This window comes from Kribbella orskensis, from assembly GCF_004342085.1.
Lineage (GTDB): Bacteria > Actinomycetota > Actinomycetes > Propionibacteriales > Kribbellaceae > Kribbella > Kribbella orskensis.
This window is the reverse complement of record NZ_SLWM01000010.1, coordinates 250,196-270,134: the sequence shown is the minus strand read 5'-3', so window position 1 is coordinate 270,134 and position 19,939 is coordinate 250,196. Positions and strand designations below refer to the sequence as shown.

14 protein-coding genes, 1 tRNA gene and 1 pseudogene are annotated in these 19,939 nt (G+C 65.7%); 9 read left to right on the top strand and 7 right to left on the bottom strand.

Annotated elements, in window-relative coordinates; genetic code table 11:
• The first annotated feature begins 375 nt into the window (after positions 1–375).
• Together EV644_RS26025 and EV644_RS26020 are read left to right on the top strand one after the other, a co-directional pair.
• Positions 376–1,140 carry a Hachiman antiphage defense system protein HamA gene (locus EV644_RS26025; protein ID WP_132197722.1) on the top strand — a complete coding sequence of 255 codons (765 nt, stop codon included), beginning with the start codon at positions 376–378 and terminating at the stop codon, positions 1,138–1,140.
• 85 nt (positions 1,141–1,225) lie between these two features.
• Complete coding sequence (locus EV644_RS26020; RefSeq protein WP_158292926.1) at positions 1,226–4,687, top strand: DEAD/DEAH box helicase; 3,462 nt, start codon at positions 1,226–1,228, stop codon at positions 4,685–4,687.
• A gap of 526 nt (positions 4,688–5,213) precedes the next feature.
• On the opposite strand, the gene EV644_RS26015 is transcribed toward EV644_RS26020, so the two are convergent.
• The 3 genes and pseudogenes from EV644_RS26015 to mobF form a co-directional block, all read right to left on the bottom strand.
• Entirely contained in the window at positions 5,214–6,122 is a 909-nt protein-coding gene (locus EV644_RS26015; protein ID WP_132197726.1) for a hypothetical protein, read from the bottom strand.
• A gap of 23 nt (positions 6,123–6,145) precedes the next feature.
• Positions 6,146–7,774: an AAA family ATPase gene (locus tag EV644_RS26010; protein ID WP_242001027.1), complete on the bottom strand. Its 1,629-nt coding sequence runs from the start codon at positions 7,772–7,774 to the stop codon at positions 6,146–6,148.
• 30 nt (positions 7,775–7,804) lie between these two features.
• A pseudogene (gene mobF / locus EV644_RS26005) lies at positions 7,805–9,051 on the bottom strand (MobF family relaxase); the annotation flags it as partial.
• 439 nt (positions 9,052–9,490) lie between these two features.
• On the opposite strand from mobF, the gene EV644_RS26000 reads away from it, so the two are divergent.
• A complete protein-coding gene (locus EV644_RS26000; protein ID WP_199239997.1) occupies positions 9,491–10,393 on the top strand; it encodes a 1-aminocyclopropane-1-carboxylate deaminase/D-cysteine desulfhydrase in 903 nt (300 codons plus the stop codon).
• Between the two features lie 3 nt (positions 10,394–10,396).
• Here EV644_RS26000 and EV644_RS25995 read toward each other — a convergent pair whose 3' ends face one another.
• Positions 10,397–11,152, bottom strand: coding sequence for a hypothetical protein (locus tag EV644_RS25995; protein ID WP_132191335.1), 756 nt, complete (start codon positions 11,150–11,152; stop codon positions 10,397–10,399).
• A 633-nt stretch (positions 11,153–11,785) separates the two neighbouring features.
• On the opposite strand from EV644_RS25995, the gene EV644_RS25990 reads away from it, so the two are divergent.
• On the top strand, positions 11,786–13,552 hold the full coding sequence (locus EV644_RS25990; protein WP_132191334.1) for a recombinase family protein: 1,767 nt from the start codon (positions 11,786–11,788) through the stop codon (positions 13,550–13,552).
• Here EV644_RS25990 and EV644_RS25985 read toward each other — a convergent pair.
• A tRNA-Leu gene (locus tag EV644_RS25985) sits at positions 13,534–13,619 on the bottom strand. The two genes, EV644_RS25990 and EV644_RS25985, sit on opposite strands and share 19 nt — an antisense overlap.
• A gap of 89 nt (positions 13,620–13,708) precedes the next feature.
• Between EV644_RS25985 and EV644_RS25980 the strand changes: the two genes are divergently transcribed.
• Positions 13,709–15,040 carry a M20/M25/M40 family metallo-hydrolase gene (locus EV644_RS25980; protein WP_132191333.1) on the top strand — a complete coding sequence of 444 codons (1,332 nt, stop codon included), beginning with the start codon at positions 13,709–13,711 and terminating at the stop codon, positions 15,038–15,040.
• Positions 15,041–15,189: 149 nt separating this feature from the next.
• Positions 15,190–15,951, top strand: a complete 762-nt coding sequence (locus EV644_RS25975) for an SDR family NAD(P)-dependent oxidoreductase (RefSeq protein ID WP_132191332.1) — start codon at positions 15,190–15,192, stop codon at positions 15,949–15,951.
• A gap of 31 nt (positions 15,952–15,982) precedes the next feature.
• Here the strand turns inward: EV644_RS25975 and EV644_RS25970 are convergent, their stop codons facing one another.
• Both EV644_RS25970 and EV644_RS25965 read right to left on the bottom strand, forming a co-directional pair.
• Entirely contained in the window at positions 15,983–16,870 is an 888-nt protein-coding gene (locus EV644_RS25970; RefSeq protein WP_132191331.1) for a hypothetical protein, read from the bottom strand.
• An 82-nt stretch (positions 16,871–16,952) separates the two neighbouring features.
• Positions 16,953–17,840, bottom strand: a complete 888-nt coding sequence (locus EV644_RS25965; RefSeq protein WP_132191330.1) for a LysR family transcriptional regulator — start codon at positions 17,838–17,840, stop codon at positions 16,953–16,955.
• Between the two features lie 73 nt (positions 17,841–17,913).
• Here EV644_RS25965 and EV644_RS46565 point away from each other — a divergent pair, with 73 nt between their 5' ends.
• From EV644_RS46565 to EV644_RS25955, 3 genes are read left to right on the top strand one after another with little or no spacing between them, the layout of a single operon-like run.
• Complete coding sequence (locus EV644_RS46565) at positions 17,914–18,618, top strand: hypothetical protein (RefSeq protein ID WP_241998763.1); 705 nt, start codon at positions 17,914–17,916, stop codon at positions 18,616–18,618.
• Complete coding sequence (locus EV644_RS46560) at positions 18,564–19,187, top strand: MFS transporter (protein ID WP_241998761.1); 624 nt, start codon at positions 18,564–18,566, stop codon at positions 19,185–19,187. Before EV644_RS46565 ends, EV644_RS46560 begins: the two co-directional genes overlap by 55 nt.
• Positions 19,147–19,887: a GNAT family N-acetyltransferase gene (locus EV644_RS25955; protein WP_132191329.1), complete on the top strand. Its 741-nt coding sequence runs from the start codon at positions 19,147–19,149 to the stop codon at positions 19,885–19,887. Before EV644_RS46560 ends, EV644_RS25955 begins: the two co-directional genes overlap by 41 nt.
• The last annotated feature ends 52 nt before the right edge of the window (positions 19,888–19,939 follow it).

Here is a 19,939-nt window from a genome sequence, read left to right as displayed (position 1 = left end):
TTGGTCGCTGCTGATCGTGAAGGCCCTGACCCCTTCCCCGCCTACGCCACGCCGACAGTGACGAACGGCTCACCCACGCTCAACTCCGAAGAGCCGTGTATGGTTCCCGTCGCAGCACCCAATATCCAAGAGGGGACAACGGGTGGGCTCCGCCGATCGTTGGCGGAGACCGCTTCCGCGCGCACCCAGTGGCATCCCGTCGCACGAACCTGCGGCGTTCGCACCACCATCACCTGCTCTCCGTCAATTGACTCCCGCACGCGGCTCGCGCGCTGGCGGCGCGGACCAGTGGACGCCAGTGAGTACATGGGCAGCTTGGTGCAACTCAGCGCATGACCAGCAGGCCTGAGCCTTACCGACGAGTGAGACGCTGAAATGACTGACTTCAAGACGTGGTGCACGCCGCCGACGATCATGCCCATCAATGGACACACGGCGGCTGTACTGGTCTCCAGCGACGACGAGACTGGCGTTGACGCCGTCGCGGCCACCCTGCCGGAGAAGTATGCGAAGCCTGAGACTCTGGCCCGTATCGCGGATAGGCTCGGCAAGCCGAAGGTTTCGGAGTTCCTGCGGAACAAGTTCCCGGTGAAAGCGGGAAGCCGCTCGGGCGATCTCGGCGAGATCCTCGCAACCGCCTACCTCGAAGAAGACTGCGGCTACATCGTTGGCCCGAGTCGGCTGATCTACCGCGACCACCATGAGTGGGCGATGCGGGGAGACGACGTGCTCGGCGTCAAGCTCGACGCCGACGCGAACGTACACCTGGCTAAGGGTGAGGCGAAGAGCCGCGAAAAGATGACAAACGCTGTCGTGAAGGAAGCGCGCGATGGGCTTCAACGGGTTGACGGACTCCCGTCACCGCACTCACTGACCCAGTTCGCGGAGCGCCTTCTGGACACCCCCGATGATCCGCTGGGCGAGGCCGTGCTGGAACTGCAACTGTCCGAGGGCGTCCGGCCCGAGGTTGTGACACACCTGATGTTTCTGTTCACAATGAACGACCCAAGCAAGCACGTGATGCGGGACCTGACCACCTATGTCGGCGCCATCCAACAGCAAACCGTGACCTTGCGCGTCAACGCTCACCAAGAGTTCATTCGCAACGCATACGAAAAGGCACTAGCAGATGGCGCGTGATCCCAGGGAGCTCACTGCGAGCCTACAGACTGCCACGGCGCCTCAGTTCCGACGACGGTTGCTCGCGCGAGGTCAAGCACAGTCCATGATCCGGCGCGACGGGGTGCTACCTGACGAAGCAGCGCAATTCGGCACCTACCTGGACGACGACCTCCTCAACTACAGCTACGCCCTCATGTCCGCGAGTCTGCAGCTCCTCGACGCGACCGACACCGACAGTGAAGACGAGGACGCCGGCGAGACAGCGATCGAACCGGGGCAGGTCGCGAAGAATGGCTTTATACAGGCTTCGCATGCGCTTGAAGCGGCGACCCGAAACGCTGTTCCTGCGGAAGAACTCGCCTTCCACCGCTTGATCGCAGGCGCCGCCAGCCATCTCGGCGGGTACGCGGCACGCGCCTTCTCGCTGATGCAAGCGAGCATTCAATCCGGACGCCTGACGCCGATGGAAGCCACACTCGCCGACTTGGTCCTACGTGACCTCAACGGGATCGAGGACCGCACACGACGCCTCAGGTTGTCGGACGACCTTGTCGACGACGCTCTACTCGAGGCTCTTGAAGACGACGAAGAACCCGAGGTCGACGCGATCGAAGCGGCGCCCGAGAGTGTGACGGAGGGCGTCGGTCCCATCGTGCTGCTGCTCAGCGAGCACTACCTCTCAGCCGTCTCGGCCGCATTGTTCGCGATTGCCTACAACCAGCCGAGCCAGTTGCGGGCCGCTCTTCGTGACCTTGAGGTCGGCGAGCAGGCCTCCCATGAGATCGGCGCCGCCGGCCCATGGTGGGTGTACCGCCTCACGCGACGGTTGCTCGGTGACCTTGGCGAGACGAGCATCAGAGCGAACATCCCGGTCTCTCGCCCTCCTGCAGCCACGCCCATCGCCAGGACACCTGGGGCACGGGGTCGCGACTGGGGCTATTTGCGCCGAACATTCGTGGCGACGTTGTTCGCGCGAGGGCGATCCGAGATCGACCTCTGGCCATCGCAGCTGCACGTCGTAGAGCGCATCTTCGACGACGTCCAGGACCTCGTCGTCGCCCTTCCCACAAGCTCCGGAAAGACACGCATCGCTGAGCTGTGCATCCTCGCCTGCCTCGCCCAAGGGCGGCGAGCCGTGTACGTCACCCCACTGCGAGCCCTGTCCGCCCAGACCGAACAGATACTCGATCGAACCTTTGCGCCGCTGGGCGCTAGGGTCTCGTCCCTGTACGGAAGTATGGGGGTCAGCGACGTCGACGAGGACGCACTGCGATCGAGCCAGATCGTCGTAACCACCCCGGAAAAGCTCGATTTCGCGCTGCGATCGGATCCGTCCGTTCTTGACGACGTCGGCCTCGTAGTCCTCGACGAGGGCCACATGATTGGACCCTCCGAACGCGAGGTTCGCTACGAGGCGCAGATCCAGCGCCTGCTGCGCCGCGCCGACTCCAAGAGCCGGCGGATTGTGTGCCTCTCAGCCGTCTTTCCGTCGGGCACTGAGCTCGATGACTTCGTGGCCTGGATCACCGATGACAATGCCAGCGGCCTACACCGCGAGGACTGGCGGCCCACGCTGCAGCGATTCGGACTCGTCGAGTGGCGAGGCGACCACGCTCGCCTGACGATGACAGTCGGCGAGGACCAGCCCTTCATCCCCCGCTACCTCGAGACAAAGGCGCCAACCGGGCGCCGACGCAAGAAGCCATTCCCCTCCGATAACCGCGAGCTCGTCATCGCGACTGCTTGGCGCCTGGTGGAGGAGGGGCAGACGGTGCTGATCTTCTGCCCGCAACGCAACTCGGTTGAGCCGTACGCACGCGAGATAATCAAACTGCGCAGCCAAGGTTTCATCGACTCCGTCCTACCGCCCGAGGTCGACCTCGACGAGGCGCTCGCCGTGGGCAGCGAGTGGTTCGGTGCCGACCACCCGATCCTGGGGTGCCTCAAGCTCGGCGTCGCCATCCATCACGGGGCGCTGCCCGGCCCATTTCGCCGCGAGGTTGAGCGACTCCTCCACCTGGGGGTCATCAAGGTGACTGTTGCATCTCCGACCCTTGCGCAGGGTCTCAACTTGTCAGCATCAGTGGTGCTGTTCCACGGGCTTCGCCGAGGTAGGGAGTTGCTAACCGGGTCGGAGTTCGCCAACGTAATCGGGCGAGCAGGGCGAGCGTTCGTCGACACCGAGGGCCTGGTGCTGTACCCGCTCTACCAGCCAACTGAGCGGCGTCGACGCGACTGGCTTCAACTAACCGCCGGCGAGGCAGGAAAGACGCTGCGATCCGGCCTAATCACGGTCAGCTTGGCTCTCATTCGACGGATGCGGGCCAATGCTGGATCGAATCAAGTGCAGCCATTCATTGACTACCTCACCGGTGGCGCGGACTGGGCGTTTCCCGTCATACCAGGCGAAGACGCTGAGTCGAGACAAGAAGCAGAACTTTCCTGGCGCTCCAACCTCATGTTGCTCGACACCGGCATCCTAAGCATCGCCGGGGATGACGAGTCCGACCCCGATGAGGTGACCCAGCTCATCGCCGACGTGCTGCGCGACTCGCTGTGGGAGCGTCAGTTGCGCCGACTGGAGCGGCAGGACGCCGCCGCGGCATTTCGGGAGTTGGTCAGCAGCCGCGCTCGGTACGTATGGAGCATCTCAACAGCCGCACAACGCCGCGGCTGGTATCTCGCGGGGCTCGGGGCAAACGCCGGGTCTGAACTCGGTGTTGTTGCCGCTGACATCGTGACGTTGATCGCCGAGGCCGAAAGCGCGATCGAGGGCGGCGATACCGACATCGCCGGTGAGCGGCTCGATGAGATCGCGACTACTGTATTCGGGTTGAGTCAGTTCGAGCCCGAGACGGACCTGCATGATTGGGGGAACGTCCTCGCGCACTGGCTGCATGGCCGACCCCTCGGCGAGCTCGATGGGGACGCGGTTAGTGTCGCGCAGTTCATCGAGTCTGATCTGATCTACCGGCTGGTGTGGGGCATGGAAGCCGCCAGGGTCTACGAATCGGCCCAAGGGAACGAGACCGCCGATGCGCTCCTCGGAACGGCCGTGACCGCAATCGAGACTGGGACGTTCAGCCGGGCGGCGTCGATCCTAATCCGGTCCGGATTTGACCACCGGGCTGCAGCGATCGCCGCCGTGACCAGCACCGTGGCGGCCTTCGAATCCAGAACTGGCATGCAGGAGTGGATTCGAGACCTCGACCCTGACCTCACTAGTCTTCCGAATTGGCCAACCATCGAATCACATGCCGCATGGAGAGACTTCACTAACCGCGCCAGCCGGTCTAGCCGCACTCGATGGAGACGGCACATCGAGGAGATCGAGGACGTCACCTGGTACGACATCGTTCCGGAGCCGAACGCCTGGTTACGAGTGACAGACGCCGGGCGCGGCAAGGTGCAACTGTGGTCTACAGGCTTCGACTTGCTTGGCGAGGGAACGATCGACATCAACTCGGAGCGGCAGGGCGTCCTGCATGCCCGCCGGCTGCCCGAACCCCCCGGAGTCAAGCTGCTCTATCGGGGTCCTGCCGACCTTCTCGCACCCGACGCGTAGCAGCGCGCGTCATACCCAGGCCAAACGCCCAATCTGTCGCGACGACACCGTTACGCGACTTGCTGGCGGAGCGACCCTCGTCAGGCCTACACCGCCGTATGTCGGACGTGGATTGCCTCAACCACTACTTCGACTGCTCGTGAAATCCCGCTCGCAATCCACTAGCCGCCCGAGTACCAGCCACGAAGTAGACCAGGATTCAACTAGTGAACGCTGAACACAGGTCAGACGCTGCCACACTTCTTGCACTTGAGGCGATCCAGCCGTTGAAGTGGCTCGGCAAGACGACCCGACATGAGTCGATGGTGGCATGCTGTGGCGAAAGCCGCTAGCGGCAGCAAGGGCGACTGTTTCAGGTGCATCCTGTCGCCTCAGTGGTGCAGCACTGGCGGCTGCACGTCGACGCTACCTGTGTGTTGCCTGCATCGTGGGAGAGCGCTGGATTCGTCCGGCGACCAAGGGGCACCGATGTTCGAACTTGTTGACGTGGTCGCCGCGGCGTCGGATGTCCTGGAATCTCAACAGCTCAATTGATGTCGGGGCCAGGGTCGGAGTGAAGCGACGTTGAAGTGACGTGAGATGTGAATGGCCCGTCCGCCTTGTGGCCGGCGGACTCGCTCGCGAGGTATGCGCTGTCGAGTAGACGACTCAAGCGCTCGTAGTCTCTGAGCTGGGTGCAGGCCGCTGCTTGTGGCGGCGGACCGAGTGGGTCTTCGCCATTGACTTGGTACCGCTCGCGGTACGCGGCCAGTTCTCGAACGGGGTACTCGGGTGCGTGGTGATCCGTTGGTATCGGCAAGAGTCGGTACCAGGGCGGTGCTTCGTCGATGACCTTCTCGGAGAGCCAGTCGGCGCGTTGGGCGATGAGGGACTCGATTTCGCGGAGGGCGGCAATGAACTGGGGGTCGGTGATGTTGGTTGCTGGGGTCACCAGGCCGACGATCCGTCGAGGTTGCGAGGAGCTTCGGCGTTCGGCTCTGGTCGCCAGTCGTTCGACTCGAGAGTGGATGACGGCGCCGATGTCGGTGGCGTTGTTGAGGGAGGACTGGTCGATGGCGCGGTGCAGCGTTGCTGCGCCGTTTAGGCCAAGGGCCTCGGCTCGTCTGAGGGCTGCGAGCAGCGGGCCGTAGGCGGGGGAGGCCTTGACTGCGGCTTGGTCGGCTGGGTCTAGCGAACTGGACTCGAGGGCAGCTTGATACTTGTGGCCGGTGGCGATCTGGCACAGGTATTCGTGCATCGGGATCAGGCGGTCGAGGCGGGTTGCGTTGTCGAGTTCTGTGCGCATGACTTCGTGGGCGGAGCGCTCGGTGCCTTCTTGGTCGAGGACGGATTCGAGGACGGCCTGCATGGTTTGCTCGGTCGTGGGTTCGTGCATGTCCTGGTCGGCTTCGCGGGTCACGACATAGGCGTGGTTGGCGTTGCGGCCGCGGGTCATGCCGACGTAGAGGAGCGCGCGGGTCAGGTGGTCGGTGACGATGAGGTGTGCGGTGTGGACGGTTTGGCCCTGGGCGCGGTGGGCTGTGGTGGCGTAGCCCAGCTCGACCCTCTGGCGCACGTAGTCCGAGGCAGGGTGACGGTTTCGTCGTTGGCTCCCCGCACTGTGAGGGAGCCGTCGGGCCAGCGGCGGAGGATGGTCCAGGTGGCTCCGTTGCGGACGAAGTTGCGGTGGTTGGTTAGGAGACGTCTGGCGTTGAGGCGGGTGACGATGGTGTCGCCGAGGCCGGCGCTGGTGCCGTCATGTAGTTCTACGCCCTGGGGCTCGACCTCACGGGTTTGGACGCGGTCCACATGTGCGCGGGCGTTGAGGCGGGCGACGGTTGCGTTGTCTCCGGCGATGAGCAGGCTGGTGCGGCCGAGTGTTAGGTCCGCTTGCCATGCGGCGTACGCCGTGTTCTCGATGTCCTCGGCCGGGCCGTGGTGAAGTCGACCGTGGTCGTCGTAGACATCGAAGACTTCGCGGTTGCCTGCGCGTAAGTCGAGGCTGGCCTGGCGCTCCCAGGTGTTCTGGAAGCGCCAGATCTCGGTGAGTTTTGCGGCGTTGGTTTCGTTGACGAGGAGGCGGAACGCGCCTCCTGTGTCGACGGCACCGAGTTGGCTGTCGTCGCCGACTAGGAGGAGCTTGGCGCCGGCTCTGTCTGCCTCCCGTGCGAGGCAGGCGAGTTCCATGGTGCCCACCATGGAGGCTTCGTCGACGATCACCAGCTGGTTGCGGCGTAAGCGCCAACGGTCGCGTTCCGTGCGTGCTGCAGCGGCGGCTGTGTAGAAGCGTTGGGCCCGTCGCCGACGGCCAGCGTTGATGGCCAACTGTGCTGCTCTCTCGCTCTCGGCGATCCATGTCTGTCTCTGTTCGGCGCCGATGCCGATCGATTCGTGGATCCATTTGCCGACATTGTCGGCAGGAAGGTCGAGACTGTCGGCCAGTACCTCGGCGGCGGCAGCAGAAGGGGCAAGGGCGACCACGGACCCCTCGCCGAACCCGGCATTCCACGCTGTCTTGAGCTCGGCAAGGAGCGTTGTCTTGCCGGTGCCAGCTGGACCAACCACGGTCTCGATTCGCTGGCCGCTGCTGGCTACGCGGCGCAGCACCGCAGCCTTGTCCTCGCCAAGGTCTCCGGACGTGTGGTAGCCGGACAAGACGGGTCCGTTGACGTCCGCAGCAAGGTCAAGCAGGACGGACTCGGCGCCTAGGACCGCCGGGGATGTATAGATCTGGCCGTTGTGCACCGTGTAGACGCTCTCGCCGTCGCGGCGCTGTACTGGAACGGGCACCAGTTCCGGTGCGGTGAGACTAATCGAGTGCCGCTCGGCAGACTTCGCAATGGCTGATAGGACATTGAGCCGAGCGTCCACATCTTTCGTGCGGAGTAGGCGAGTCTGGCGTGCGGCTTCAGCGAGGATGTTCCATCGCGTCCAGGTCGAGCGCTTCAGCTGGAGCGCGAGAACCACGGTTGCGCCGTACGCATCGATTGTTCCGGGGTCCAGGTCTGCCCCCACTAGCAGTCGCTGGTCTTGGAATAGCGCGTCGGAGATGAGCGATGCAACGCGTCCCGGGATGACCTGCTCGGCTCGTTTCGACCAGTCGTGCATGAGGTCGGCGAGCGGTCTGGCCGCGTGCTTTGCCGGTCGATTCATGAGGGTCGCCTTCTGGCGAAGGATGTACATCTCGCTGCGCCCCGGTGGTGGCGCGTCAGCGGTCCGCTCCGCCAACAGGTTTGCGAGGTTGCTCTCGATCTGTTCGGTTCGCGAGGAGAACACGCGGATGAGCTCGTCGGGAATGCCCTCGATCTCGAAGGCAGGATTGCGGCGCGGCCCGCGGTCTCGAAGCGCCCACTGTGTCCCGAGCCGGCGGGTGAGCTCGTCGGCCAGCAGGACGTTGTGAATCTCAGACAGGGCGACCGCAGCGCCGAGAGCACCCTGCCGTCGAGGGTTCGCCAGCGGCCATCTATGCCTTGGACGCGATTGGCGATCACCAGATGGGTATGAAGTTGTGGGTCGCCACCTCGTGAGTCCCAGTGGTCGAAGGCGGTGGCGATGACTCCCTGCGTGTCGATCTGAGCGACGCCAGCTTCGCCAGTCCTGGTGAACGCCGCATGCTTCTCGATCAGGCCAATGACTTCGTCGATTGCACGGTAATGCGCCGCGGCGATCTGCTCCTGTACGCCGACATCGGCTGTTGCCCACAGCGCCGATACCGACTTCACGGGGGAGAAGGTGATGTCGAATCCAGCAACTGCCTGCTTCGTTCGGCGACGTGCTTCTTCGCTGCGGATCGTGGCGATTGCGTTCTCGCGCTCGGTCTGTCCGAGGTTCTTCTCCAGCGCGTCGACCCGCGCGGTGATGCGGGTCGACGCGCTCGGAAAGACGGGGTAAGGCCGACCAAGTGTTCGGCCGGTCAGCGGGTCTTCAGCACGCCCGAACAGGGCCGTCATCTGAGCTTCGGTGACTTCCTGTCCGGGCTGCAGCCGTCCATCGCCGAGGCCAGTGAGGCCACTTCCTGCCCAGCGCCCGGCGGGATAGCCGGCTGCCGTGTAGTACGCCGTGAGAGGTGTCGCCATCCGTCGGTCAACATCGCCGCTCGCGACTGCCTTGAGCAGGTACTTGAATCCATCGCCGGCCGTCAGCCGGTGAATGCTGAGCACGTCCCTACTCCGCGGCGCGCTGTGTTGTCGGCGTGCGCTGTGCCTTGAGGGCGTGCTGCATGACAGCACAGGCCGCCCTGAGCTCCGTGTGCTCGCTTCGCGCGGACACGAGCTCCGCCAGGAGCGCCGATAGCTCCGCGCGGGTGATCTCAGAGCGCCGATCCGCCTGACAACGTTCCATGGCTGAGCGGACAATCGCGATCGCTCGAGAATGCAGATCGTCATCGCCTACCGCATAGCTGGTCGCCGCAGTCAGACGCCTCCACTGTCTCAAGCGACACAGATCGGAGCAGAAGCGCCGATCAGAACGTGCTGCCACGAAGGCTGCGGCGCAGCACTCACACGCTCGTAGACGGCTGCCAGATGCGCAGTTCTCGCTGCCTTCACCGGTCTTCACGATGGCTCAACGGGTGCCCCGGCTGTGCGCCGTTCCGGCCGTTTCGGCTGCTGAAACGCCTCAAGTGCAAGAAGTGTGTCAGCGTTTCGGTCTGTCGTTTGGCCCGAGGGGCGCGGGGGTCTGGTGGCAGGATTCTTGGGCGGGTGGTGGACCGGTAGGACATCACGGCCGGTGGGGCCGGTGGGGCAGCAGCGGCGGCCTTGGTGTCGTGGTCGGACGCTGGGCCTGCGGGAGGGCAGATGCATGGCGGCGTGCCATGCTGGCGTGGTGGAGGATGGGTTGATCGCGGGGCTTCGGTTGCCGTCGCCGGTTGTCGAGATTGATGACGACCGGTTGAGGGCCGCGGGGGTGCGGGTTCTGCTGAAGCGGGACGATCTGATTCATCCGGAAGTGCCGGGTAACAAGTGGCGGAAGTTGAAGTACAACGTCGCGACTGCTCGGGAGTTGGGGTTCGAGACTCTGCTGACGTTTGGTGGTGCCTATTCGAATCACATCCGGGCCACTGCTGCGATGGGGTCGTACTGCGGCTTCGGCACGATCGGCGTGATCCGTGGTGAGGAGCATCTGCCACTCAACTCTTCGCTGCGGTACGCCGTCTCGCGCGGTATGCGGCTGATGTACGTCGACAGGACGACGTACCGGGCGAAGGCCTCGGACGCTGTGATCGACGCGCTGCGTCAAGAGTTCGGCGACTTCTATCTGATTCCCGAGGGTGGCAGCAATGCCGACGCGGTCCGGGGATGCGCGGAGTTGCCGGCGGAGCTGGACTCGTCGGTCGACGTCGTGTTCTGCGCGGTCGGCACCGGCGGGACGCTCGCGGGTGTGGCTGCCGGCATGCGGCCGGACCAGCTAGTGATTGGGGTTCCGGTGCTCAAGGGTGGGGCGTTCCTTGAGGGCGACATTGTTGGGCTGCAGGAACAGGTGTACGGCGCGCGTACTGGGGCTTGGCGGCTTGAGTGTGATTACCACTTCGGTGGCTATGCGAAGCGGACGCTTGAGCTCGGCGAGTTCATCGACGACTTCGAGGGGCGGCACGGTCTGCGGCTGGACTGGGTGTACGAGGCGAAGATGATGTACGCACTGTTCGAACAGGTGGCTCGCAACGCGTTTCCGAGAGGTACGACGATCGTTGCCTTGATCAGTGGGTCTGGCGAAGTTCCAGAGATCTGACGGTCAGGCTTCGAGCCATTCGAGGTGCCAGTCGCCTGAGTTGACGATGAAGTTCTTGCCGAAGCCGAGCCAGCGGCCGTTCATGCCGCGGGCGTGAGGGCTGACGACTAGCTGGATGGTGCCGTGGTAGACCGCGCCGCGGTAGTAGCCGGTGGGTGCTGTTCGCTCTTTCCAGGTTCCGGTGGCGATGGCTCCGCTGACGGATAGGTCGAGTGTTAGTCGTGATTCGCCGTCGGCGGGATCGTTGGTGCCGTGGAGCCGGCTGCCGGTGTGGTGGAGGCGGATGGTGTGTTCGCCGTGCAGGTTGGCGTCGCGGCCGGTGGAGAAGTAGCTGTAGCGGGAGAGCCAGAGACCGTTGAGGTCGCCGCTTGTGGCTCGGGCTGTGTCGAGATTCGAGTAGTCGGCTAGGTCGATGACGAGGTCGGCGACGGAGCACTGATAGAGCTCGGCTAGGCGGGCGAGGACGTCGAGAGATGGGGCGTAGCCGGTCGGTGCCGGCCACTGCTCCCAGTAGGAGAAGTTCTTGAAGGTCTTCGGGTCGTCCGGCCAGTGATGGTTCCATTGGTCGGCGGCGTCGCGCTGGCTCCAGTCGTGGGCGAGGCGGAACGCCACTCGGGGGTTCACGCCGTACCGGTCGGCGAAGGCGTCGGCGATCTCGGCCCAGGTTGATCCCTGGGCGCGCAGTTCGGTGGCCCAGTCTCGTCGCTGCTGGCGCAGACTGCTCGCCCTGGCGGGACGGGCGCCGGCGTTGATGCTCATGTTTCCTATGGTGACATAACCTCCCTGTTGTGCGGGGAGTTTTGGGGTGAATGGTCACTGGCTGTCTCGGTGGTTCCTGGGCGCTGCTGGCGGCAGATTTGGGGGCACGGTCAGGGCGGTGGGTGAGCCTCGAGCGTGCGCCGGGTGGTGTGCGGTTCTCCTGCCCCGTCGCCCTGGCCGATCCAAGCGATGGCTGTGATCGGAGGACGGGGAAGTGGATTTGACCAGGCAGAGCGGACGTGAATGGCCGGTGCTCCGTTCGGCGCAAGAACTGGACTGCGACGGGCGGAATCCCCGCACGGATGAACCGTGCCTCCTCGGCTATCACCAGGGTCCGCATCGGGACGCGATTGGCGAAGAGTGGCTCGACGACTGACCCGCGCGGGACAACCCGCTGACGTTGCGTAGCGTTGAGGACTGTGCATAGCTCATGCGTTGAACACGCATGGAGAAGTCAGATGCGGACGGTGTGAGTGAGGAGTCCGGGAATGAGCCGCGCGTCCGGGTGAGGATGCCGAGCAGGGCGCCGGCGCTCTATCCGCAGGCAGCTCGTGTGCTGTGCCGGGTTGTTGTGCGACTGACACGGGCGAGGCGCGGAACCGGCGCTGCGTCGCAGTCGGGGGAGGAGGCATCATGAGCGGCGACGGTCTCGATCCGTGGGCGACCCTCGACGACCTGCTTGGCACAGAGGCGTTGCCTCACCACCCGACGGCCAGTGGCGTTGGACGACTGGCGTTCTACGGGCGGTGCTCGACCGAGGACAATCAGGATCCGAAGACGTCCAAGGCTTGGCAGTTGGGGGAGGCGACGCGGTCCGTCGAGCCGCTTGGTGGTGTGGTGGTTGAGGAGTTCTTCGACATCGGGCAGTCGCGCTCGTTGCCGTGGGAACGACGGGACGAGGCCAATCGTGCGTTGCAGGCCTTGAAGAATCCCAACCGCGGATGGGACGGACTGGTTGTCGGTGAAGCGACTCGGTGCTGGTTCGGCAACCAGTTCAGCCTGACGTGGCCGAAGTTCGATCGGTACGGCGTATCGCTTTGGATCCCGAGTCTCGGTGGACGATTCGATGCCGAGAACACCGTGCACGACATGGCTATGACGATCACGGGCGGCCTGTCGAAGTCGGAACGGCAGCATGTGCAGCGTCGAGTTCGAGCCGCGATGGCAGCTCAGGTCCTGATCGACGGCAAGCATCAGGGCGGACGCGCGCCGTACGGCTATCAGGTCATCGACGCAGGACCACACCCGAACCCGCGGAAGGCGCAGGAGGGCTACCGGCTGCGAGTCCTCGCCGTCGACGAGGTGGCGGCTCCAGTCGTCGAACGGATCTTCGCGCTGTACCTCGAAGGTGTCGGTCACAAGGGCATCGCCCAATTGCTGAATGCCGAGCACGTCCCATGTCCGGCTGCTCACACTCCTCATCAGAACCGGCATCGTGCAGGCGACGGCTGGCAGGGCTCGACAGTCAGGGCGATCCTGTGCAATCCGCGGTACACGGGGTATGCGATCTACGGCAGGTGGCAGAAAGTCGAGGAACTGCTTGACCCGGAGGACGTGGCGGCTGGCCATGTCGTGAGGTACAAGCGTTCGCCGGCGTCGAAGATCGTGCGGTCACGGGAGCAGGCCCATCCGGCGATCGTGTCGGTCGAGGACTTCACTCGAGTGCAGCTTGAGATGTCGGCTCGGGCGGGAGCAAGCATGTCAGAGCGGGCGCGGGCGACGAGGACCCGCGTTGCCTCGTCGCACACGTACCTGCTCCGAAGGCGAATCCAGTCCACGATCTGCGGGCGGCGGATGGAAGGCTCCCACCGGACGCACGCGACGTTCTACCGCTGCCGCGCCCGGAGCCTCGCTCCCGGATCACCCGCACTGCAGGATCATCCGCCGAACGTGTACCTGCGCGAGGACCATCTGACAGCCAAGATCAACGCGTGGGTCGCGCGGTTGTTCGACGCGGCGCATGTCGCTAGCACGGTTGAAGCGTTGGCCGACGCCGACGAGCTGGTCGGCAGAACTGAGACCCAAGCGCAATCATTCCGGCGCCGGATCGCGGCCGCGGAGTCGACGATGGAGCGGCTGCGACGGGCGATCGAAGTCGGCTGGGATCCAGAAGTACTCACCGAGCAGTACAACGCAGCCGTGGCCGACAAGCGAGCCGCGGCAGCTGGTCTGAAGGCCGTCGACCCGGTGCCGCAACTGACCGCAGATGACATCCGCGCGATGGTGACGCAGCTCGGCGATATGGCGAAGGCGCTGGACCGCGCGGACCGCAACGACTTTGCCGAGCTGTACGAAGCCTTGGGCCTGACAATTGCTTACGACCACCGACTGCAGGTCGCCGAAGTGTCGATTACCCCGGCTGTGCGTGGGGTTAAGAAGTGTGTCCGAGGGGGGACTTGAACCCCCACGCCCCGTAAAGGGCACTAGCACCTCAAGCTAGCGCGTCTGCCTATTCCGCCACCCGGACGAGTGGTGTCTGCCCCTGGTGGCGCCGACCGGAGAACCTTAGCAAACCCCACGGGTGAAATTCACATCGGGGCGGGAGAGGATGGGGGTATGACTTCTGTGACTGCCAGTGAGCGACCGTCGTACAGCCCGGATTCGGAGGTGGTAGAGCTGTGCAGGGACCTGATCCGGTTCGATACCACCAACTACGGCAACGGGAAGAGCAACGGGGAGCGGGACGCCGCGGAGTACGTCGCGGCGAAGCTGGACGAGGTCGGGATCGAGTCCACGATCTACGAGTCGGAGCCGGGACGGGCGAGCCTGGTGGCGCACTGGGAGGGCGAGGACCAGTCCGCTGACCCGCTGCTCGTGCACGGCCACCTGGACGTCGTACCGGCGGATCCGAAGGACTGGAAGGTCGATCCGTTCGCCGGGGAGATCTTCGACGGGTGCGTCTGGGGGCGGGGCGCGGTCGACATGAAGGACTTCGACGCGATGGTGCTGTCGGTGGTCCGGGCGCGGCAGCGGGCCGGGGTGAAGCCGCGGCGGCCGGTGCGGCTGGTGTTCACCGCGGACGAGGAGGCCGGCGGCCTGTACGGCGCGCAGTGGCTGATCAAGAACCATCCCGACACGGTGGCTGACTGCACCGAGGGGATCGGCGAGGTCGGCGGGTTCTCGCTGACGTTGAAGGACGATCTGCGGCTCTACCTGATCGAGACGGCCGAGAAGGGCATGAACTGGATGCGCCTGAAGGCCCGGGGGACCGCCGGCCACGGCTCGATGGTGAACAACGACAACGCGGTGACGAACCTCGTCGAAGCGGTGACCCGGATCGGCAACCACGAGTGGCCGCTGCGGCTGACGCCGACGGTGAAGGAGTTCCTGACGACGCTGGAGGAAGTGCTCGGTACCGAGCTCGACCCGGAGGACATGACCGAGACGCTGTCCAAGCTCGGCACCTTCAGCCGGATGTTCGGCGCCACGATCCGTAACACCGCGAACCCGACGATGCTGAACGCGGGGTACAAGGTCAACGTCATCCCCGGCGACGCCGAGGCGCACATCGACGGGCGGTTCCTGCCGGGCCACGAGGAGGAGTTCTTCGCGACGATCGACGAGTTGCTCGGCGACAAGGTGCAGCGCGAGACAGTGATCGAGGACATCGCGCTGGAGACCGAGTTCAACGGCCGGCTGGTCGAGACGATGAAGGCGTGCCTGGCGGCGGAGGACCCGCAGAGCCGGACCGCGCCTCTGCTCATGTCGGGCGGCACCGATGCCAAGTCGTGGAGCCGGCTGGGGGTGCGCTGCTTCGGCTTCTCGCCGCTGCAGTTGCCGCCGGACCTGGACTTCATGGGTATGTTCCACGGCATCGACGAGCGCGTCCCGACGGCGTCCCTGGAGTTCGGCGCCCGCGTCCTGGACCGCTTCTTCGACGACGCCTGACCGGTACTGCGGCCGACCGCCGCAACGGGGCCCGTACTCCGCGTCGGATCTGGTACTCCGTGTCCCGGCGCGGTTCCCTTGCGGCGGGGCGGTGGACAAGTTGACGATGACATCAAACTGCTCCGACGGATCGGAAGAGGTCGAGGACCATGGATCTTCAGCTTGCCGGGCTGCGTGCGCTGGTGACCGGCGGTACCAAGGGGATCGGCCACGCGATCGTAGAAGGGCTTGCGGCCGAAGGCGCGTCGGTGGCCTTCTGCGCACGCACGGGGGCCGACGTCACCGCGACCGAGAACAAGCTGCGAGGCGACGGCGCGACGGCCACCGGCTGCACCCTGGACGTGGGTGACGGGGAGGCGCTCACTCGCTGGGTCGCCGACAGCGCGGCCGAGCTGGGCGGCATCGACATCATCGTGTCCAACGTCAGCGCGCTGGCGATCGGTGAGGGCGAGGAGTTCTGGAAGCAGAGCTTCGAGGTGGACATGATGGGCACCGTCCGCCTCGTCACGGCCGCGATGCCGTTCCTGGAGCAGAGTCAGGCGCCGGCGATCGTCACCGTGTCCAGCGTGTCCGGCCGCGAGATCGACTTCGCCGCCGGCGCGTACGGCACCTTCAAGGCAGCCATCGTCCACTACACCCAGGGCCTCGCGTATCAGCTTGCGGCCAAGGGCATCCGCGCCAACACCATCTCGCCCGGCAACACAAAATTCCCCGGTGGTGTCTGGGAGAACATCGAGCAGAACAACCCCGAGCTCTACAAGGAAGCCCTCGCGCTCAACCCGACCGGCCGGATGGCGCGGCCCGAGGAGATCGCCCGCGCCGCGGTCTTCCTGGCGAGCCCCGCCGCGAGCTTCATCACCGGCACCAACCTGGTCGTGGACGGCGCCCTGACCCGCGGCGTGCAGTTCTAACGGCCGCGGCGGTTCTAGCCGGAGTGCGGTGCTAGCTCGTACTGCGGTACGCCGGGCTCGGCTGGTCCGGCGTACCGGGCTGCTGCTGCGGGCCGACCTCCTCGCGGAGGCCCTCGTTCCACAGTTCCTTGGTCTGGCTGATCCAGAACAGTGCGAACAGGAAGATCAGCACACCCTCGATCCACAGCACGGCGTGGTCCCACCCGAAGATCCACTTGTAGGCCGCGAGCAGGAGCGGCGCGACCACCATCGCCACGGCGATCACGGCGTACGGGTTGCGGGTTGACGGCTTCGACGCGGTCGCAGGTTTGCGGTGATACTGCTGGGCATTCACGATGACGACGATGATGATGCAGATGAACATCGCGAGCGCCGCCGTGTAATGGGCTCCTTCGTCGAATCCTTCGCGGTTCCAGAAGAACCACACGATGCCACCGACGAAGACCGCCGCCGCGACCGCCAGTCCGGCCAGATACTTCAATTCCGGCTTGCTCCTGAGCACGAAGACCGCGGTCAGCACCAGGCAGGGCGCGCCGATGATGAAGAGGGCCAGCATGTTGTTGGCGATGTTCGCCGACGGGTCGCCGAACGTCGCCGGCACCGACCGGCAGGTGCCCTCGCCCGGCGTGGGGACCAGGGCGACCGCTGGGGCCAGCATCCCGGCCACGTTCAGCAGGATGTCCTCCGGTTCGGTGCTGCCCTTCAGGATCACCATGCAGGCACCGATGGTGATCAGGATGCCGACGAAGATCGCCTGCGCCGGGGTGTAGTAGTAGGCGCTGATCGAGGTCTGCAGACAGGAAGGGCCGGTGTTCCACCATTCGATCACCAATGAGGTGACCAGCAGGCCGATCATTGCGATCATGGCGAGGCGCAGATAGCGATAGGTCTTGACGGCGGAGTTGGCTGGTACGGACATGGTTCCCCCTCGGGCGAATACACCCTGCATTGCGCAGTATCCACCCGTCGGGGCCGCCGCAGAATAGCCCGGACATTGCCTTTCAGTGTCGTACCGGGGTCTTTCGGACCGGGGTCAGATGAAGGGACTCACGCAGCTGGGGGAGCAGTGCCAGCAGGCGGTCCGGTGCGGTAGGTCCGGTCACCAGGCTGAGAGTGAGGCGGTAGCGGAACGGGGCCGGGATCAGTCGCTCGCCCGGGCGGAGTTCATGAGAGAGCGCGCTCCGGGGGATCAGGGCGAGCTGGGACCGGCGACGGGCCATCGCGACGGTGGTGCCGAGGGTGACGCCGCGGCGGGCGTTGGCGCCCAGGGCGATCAGCCGGGAGCGGATCTCGTCGCCGCCGCGGTCGTAGGTCGAGTACGGCAGATCGCGCTCTCTGAGCGGCAGCTTGCCTTTCCCGGGTGGAGCGACACCGGGAGGTGCGAAGAGCACGAGTTCGTCCCGGCCGACCGGGCGGGCGACCGTACCGCGGGGCAGCACCATCTGGTCGGCGATCGCGATGAAGGCCGCGTCCATGGTGCCTTCGGCAACGAATGCGGCGAGCTGCTGGCCATGGTCGACTTGCTGCTCGAGGTCGAGATCGGCCAGTTCCGCGTCGAGGACCGGGAACAGGATCGGCGCGAGGCTGACGAACGTGCCGACGACCAGTCGCCTGCCCGCGGCGGCCGCCCGGGTGGCGTCGTACACCTCCTCGAGGTGGCCGAGGATGTGCTCGGCGCGGCGGGCGAGTTCGTGGCCGGCCGGGGTCGGTCTGGCGCCGCGGGTGTCGCGGAGGAACAACCGGGTGGCGCAGGTCCGTTCGAGGCGGGCCAGGCGTTGGGAGGCGGACGGCTGGGAGATGCGCAGTTCCCGGGCGGCGGTGCCGACCGAGCCGGTCCTGCTGATCGCGAGCACCAGCTGGAGGTCCTCGACGGACGGTGATGACGCCATAGGGACAGCCTATGACTGGCTGCTAGTTGCTGCTGGCTACCAAGTAGCCCTCTGCAGGACGAGGATCGAAGGTGTGACAGCTCGTCGGGATGCGTTGTTCTTGTTGGCAGGCGGTGGTTCCTCGGATCTGGCGTTCCGGGTCGCTCAGGTGGCGTTGCCGTTGGTGGTTTTGCAGGAAACGGGGTCGGTTGCGGCCACAGGGCTGGCCGGCGGTGCGTCCGGGATCCCGGTGTTGCTGTCGCCCTGGTGGGCGCGCCGGGCGAGGCAGTGGGTCGACTCCGGGAGCCGGCTCGCGGTGGTCGCGGCTGTTGAGGCGATCGCGTTGGCGATGGTGCCCGCCGCCGCTGCTGTCGGGCTGCTGCATGCGGGTGTGCTCATCGTCAGCGGTCTGCTGCTCGGCTGCGGTGAAGGGCTCTCCACGCCGGGCCGCAGTGCCCTGCTCGCCGACACGGGAGACCGCTGGGACCGCGAGTGGCGGGAATCGGTGGGAGGTGCGGTGAGGCGGGATCGGGCGGTGGTGTTGCTGATGTGGCAGGACGGCGTCCGGCGGGTGGGGATGGTGGTCGGGCCGGTGATCGGAGCGCTGGCGGTAGGCGTCGGGCTGACCGAGGAGTTGCTGTGGGTGGAGGCTGCCGCAGTCCTCGGGCAGGGATGTTGGCGGTGGGGATCGTGGGGGAGCGCTCTCCGTCGACCCGGGAGTTGCCGTCGATCCGGGGGAGTCTGGTGGGGCGGCAGGACGTGCTCTACGGCTGGATCGCCCGAGGTGCGGGTTGTCTGACGTGGTTCTCGTTCACGCTCGGGTTGTCGGTGATCGGCGCGGAGCGTGGGCAGCCGGGGGTATATCTGGCGGCGGGGATGTCCGGGTACGGGATCGGCTCCGTGGTGGGGACGATGATCTCGCTGGCGGTGGTCCGGAGGTTTGCGCCGGTGCCGCTGGCCGGGACCGTCTGGGCGCTGATGGGGTTGTGCTGGATCGGGATGGGGGTGTGGACCACGCCGGCCGCGGTCGCAGTACTGGGTGGGTTGTCGGGAGTGACCGTGGTGCTGGGGATCGCGGCGATCTCGTTGCAGATCACGAGGACCTCCGCGGGAGCTGAGCGACGGGCGTTGTTGTCCGGGCAGTCGGTGGTAGTCAACGCGAGCAGCTCGGCCGGTCTGTTGATCGGCGGTCCGGTGATCGCGATGGTTGGCGCCGAGCACACGTTTATCGGTTCGGGCTTGCTGACAGGTGCGGTGGCGATCGGCGTTGTGGTGGCGAGCAGAAACAGGGCTGCGCGCGAGACCGCGTCCTGCCAGACTGCGGACCATGTCCGAGATCGTGATCAGCACGCTGGCCGAGCGGCCTGAACTGGGTGACCGGCTGGCCGACTTCGAGGGTGGCTGGCCGGAGTTCATCCTGCACGACCCGATCGGCAACTCGCTGCTCGTCCGGGTCTACGACCTCTTCCCCGAGCAGTGCCTGGTGGCGACCGACGGCGATGAGCTGATCGGCCACGGTGCGAGCATCCCGTTCGTGTTCCCGAATGAGCATCGTCGGGAGTTGCCGGACGGCGGGTGGGACCGCGTGCTGGTGTGGGGGATGGCCGACGAGCGACGCGGTCACGAAGGGAATGTGTCGAGCGCGCTGGAGATCGTGATCCGGCCGACTCACCTCGGTCGGGGGCTCTCTCACCTGATGCTCCAGGCGATGCGCGAGGCCGTGAAGGTGAAGGGCCACCGGACTCTCTACGCGCCGGTCCGGCCGAACGCCAAGGAAGACGCGCACCAGCCGATGACGGAGTACGTCGAGCAGGTCCGCGAGGACGGGTTGCCCGTCGACGCGTGGCTCCGGGTGCACGTCAAGGCCGGTGGCAAGGTGGTCAAGGTGGCGCCGACGTCGATGGTGGTCGCGGGCACGCTCGCGGACTGGCGCGAGTGGACCGGCCTGCCGTTCGACCAGGACGGCGACGTCGTCGTCCCGCAGGCTCTCGCACCGGTGCGATGCTCGGTCAGACACAACAACGCCGTGTACGTCGAGCCGAACGTCTGGGTCCGCCACGACCTCTAGACCCGCACGGGACTCCTGAGACCAGGAGCCAGGGCGGCGGTCACCAGGAGGG

What these genes read in the sequence shown, in the direction of transcription:
- EV644_RS26025 (WP_132197722.1), top strand. Translation starts at nt 376, where the DNA reads ATGACTGACTTCAAGACGTGGTGCACGCCGCCGACGATCATGCCCATC.
- EV644_RS26020 (WP_158292926.1), top strand. Translation starts at nt 1,226, where the DNA reads ATGATCCGGCGCGACGGGGTGCTACCTGACGAAGCAGCGCAATTCGGC.
- EV644_RS26015 (WP_132197726.1), bottom strand. Translation starts at nt 6,122, where the DNA reads ATGACCCGCGGCCGCAACGCCAACCACGCCTATGTCGTGACCCGCGAA.
- EV644_RS26010 (WP_242001027.1), bottom strand. Translation starts at nt 7,774, where the DNA reads ATGCACGACTGGTCGAAACGAGCCGAGCAGGTCATCCCGGGACGCGTT.
- EV644_RS25995 (WP_132191335.1), bottom strand. Translation starts at nt 11,152, where the DNA reads ATGAGCATCAACGCCGGCGCCCGTCCCGCCAGGGCGAGCAGTCTGCGC.
- EV644_RS25990 (WP_132191334.1), top strand. Translation starts at nt 11,786, where the DNA reads ATGAGCGGCGACGGTCTCGATCCGTGGGCGACCCTCGACGACCTGCTT.
- EV644_RS25980 (WP_132191333.1), top strand. Translation starts at nt 13,709, where the DNA reads ATGACTTCTGTGACTGCCAGTGAGCGACCGTCGTACAGCCCGGATTCG.
- EV644_RS25975 (WP_132191332.1), top strand. Translation starts at nt 15,190, where the DNA reads ATGGATCTTCAGCTTGCCGGGCTGCGTGCGCTGGTGACCGGCGGTACC.
- EV644_RS25970 (WP_132191331.1), bottom strand. Translation starts at nt 16,870, where the DNA reads ATGTCCGTACCAGCCAACTCCGCCGTCAAGACCTATCGCTATCTGCGC.
- EV644_RS25965 (WP_132191330.1), bottom strand. Translation starts at nt 17,840, where the DNA reads ATGGCGTCATCACCGTCCGTCGAGGACCTCCAGCTGGTGCTCGCGATC.
- EV644_RS25955 (WP_132191329.1), top strand. Translation starts at nt 19,147, where the DNA reads ATGTCCGAGATCGTGATCAGCACGCTGGCCGAGCGGCCTGAACTGGGT.